The organism is Acidovorax sp. HMWF018 (assembly GCF_003061035.1).
Classification (GTDB): Bacteria; Pseudomonadota; Gammaproteobacteria; order Burkholderiales; family Burkholderiaceae_C; genus Acidovorax; species Acidovorax delafieldii.
In genome coordinates this window covers 1985-4018 of record NZ_QAIM01000356.1, presented here as the reverse complement: position 1 = coordinate 4018, position 2034 = coordinate 1985, and the positions used below count along the sequence as shown (strand labels likewise).

The window sequence follows — 2034 nt, the reverse complement described above, 5'->3', positions numbered from 1 at the left end:
CGCACAAGTTGAAACCGCCGCCGCCACGGCCGACGCCGGCAAGAGCAGCTTCGTGGGCAGCGAAATCGCCAAGAGCGACCGCCCCGAGCTGACCGCTGCCAAGATCATCGTCTCCGGTGGCCGGGCGCTGGGCAGCAAGGAAAAGTTCGACGAAGTCATGACCCCGCTGGCCGACAAGCTGGGCGCCGCCCTGGGTGCCAGCCGCGCGGCGGTGGATGCAGGCTACGCCCCCAACGACTGGCAAGTGGGCCAGACCGGCAAGATCGTGGCGCCGCAGCTGTACATCGCAGCGGGCATCTCGGGTGCCATCCAGCACTTGGCGGGGATGAAGGACTCCAAGGTGATCGTGGCGATCAACAAGGACCCTGAGGCACCGATCTTCAGCGTGGCCGACTATGGGCTGGAAGCGGATCTGTTCACGGCTGTGCCGGAACTGGTCAAGGCGCTCTGAGCCCCCGCAGAGCACCGGCGCAACCCATTCGATGAGATCTGGTTGCTACTAAAAATAGAGCTATCAGCGCTTATTGGATAAGCGCTGTGGCTGTTTGATGCCTAAAAATTAGCAGGAGACAAAACCATGAGCACATTCCTTTCCCGTCGCAGGCTGGTTCAGGCCACCGGCGCAGCGCTGGCCAGTGCGGCATTGCCGGCGCTGGCCCAAACCAGTTGGCCCAGCCGCCCGATTCGCATCATCGTGCCTTACACGGCGGGTGGGTTCACCGACCAGATGGCGCGTCTGCTGACGGTGGGCCTGCAAAAGCAATTCGGCCAGCCGGTTGTCATCGACAACAAACCCGGTGCGAACAGCATCATCGGCGTGGATGCCGTCGCCAAGTCCGCCCCGGACGGTCACACCTTTGGCGTGGTCATTCCGGCCTTTACCGCCAACACCACGCTCTACCCCAAACTGCCCTACAACCCGCGCAAGGACCTGATGGGCGTGTCGCTGCTGGGTGTTTCTCCGTTGGTGGCGGCGGTGGCGCCCAATGCACCGTTCAAGACGGTGAAGGAACTCGTGGCCTATGCCAAGGCCAACCCGGGCAAGGTGAGCTTTGCTTCGTCCGGCACAGGCTCGGCTGCGCACCTGACCAGCGAACTGCTCAAGTCGCTGACTAAGACCTTCATGGTCCACATTCCCTACCGCGGCGCAGCCCCGGCGCTGACGGACCTGCTCGGCGGCCAGGTGCCCTTGTTCCTCGACCCTCCGCCCAACCTGATCCAGCCCGCCAAGGCAGGCCGCATCACCCTCATCGGCGTGGCCAGCGAAAAGCGCTTGCCCATGTTGCCTGACGTGCCGACCTTTATCGAGCAAGGCGTGCCCGGCATGCTGGGCAGCACCTGGGCCAGCATGATTGCACCCGCCGGGACGCCGCGCGACATCGTCAAGCGCATGTCGGACGCCGTGAACGCCATCATCCAGAGTGATGAAACCAAGGCCAAGCTCGACACCATGGGCACCTTTGGTGAAGGCACCACGCCCGAGGCGTGCGACGCCTTTTTGGCGGCCGAAACGACCAAGTGGGGCAAGGTGATCCGCGACGCGGGTGTCACGCTGGACTGAGAAGGCGTGCGCCGGCCTGGCCTGACGGCCAGGATTTACGCGTAGCGCTTGGCCCGCAGGTTCTCTTTCATCTGCTGCAGGATGGGCTGCAGCGAGCTGCCAATGCGCAGCGCCACGCAGGTGGCCAGTACGTCGATGATGAGCAGGTGCATGAGGCGCGACACCATGGGGCTGTAGCGGTCGTAGCCCTCGGGGTGGTCGGCGGCCAAGTGGATCTGGCAGGTGCTGGCCAGGGGCGAGCCGCTGGCGGTGATGACGATGGTGGTGGCACCGTTGCGGCGGGCGATGTCGGCCGCGTCCATCAGGTCGCGGGTGCGGCCCGAGTTGGAGATGATCACTGCGCAATCGCCCGGGCCCAGCAGGGTGGCGCTCATCACCTGCATGTGGCCGTCGCTGCTGGCAATCGAGGTCACTCCCAGACGGAAGAACTTGTGCTGCGCGTCCTGTGCCACGATGCCCGAGTTGCCCACGCC

General features: G+C 64.7%; 3 protein-coding genes. 2 read left to right on the top strand and 1 reads right to left on the bottom strand.

Annotated features, from left to right (window positions below; translation table 11 throughout):
* A partial coding sequence (locus DBR23_RS30680) for an electron transfer flavoprotein subunit alpha/FixB family protein (RefSeq protein WP_233250449.1) occupies window positions 1-451 on the top strand: 451 nt, incomplete at its 5' end.
* Window positions 452-577: 126 nt separating this feature from the next.
* The gene (locus DBR23_RS13525) at window positions 578-1561 is read left to right on the top strand and encodes a tripartite tricarboxylate transporter substrate binding protein (protein WP_056744041.1); all 984 of its coding nucleotides are present in this window, start codon (window positions 578-580) and stop codon (window positions 1559-1561) included.
* Between the two features lie 35 nt (window positions 1562-1596).
* Here the strand turns inward: DBR23_RS13525 and DBR23_RS30675 are convergent.
* Window positions 1597-2034 (bottom strand): SIS domain-containing protein (locus DBR23_RS30675; protein WP_233250448.1); only part of this gene is annotated, 438 nt, incomplete at its 5' end.

Coding starts and splice junctions, on each gene's coding strand:
- DBR23_RS13525 (WP_056744041.1), top strand. CDS start 578: ATGAGCACATTCCTTTCCCGTCGCAGGCTGGTTCAGGCCACCGGCGCA.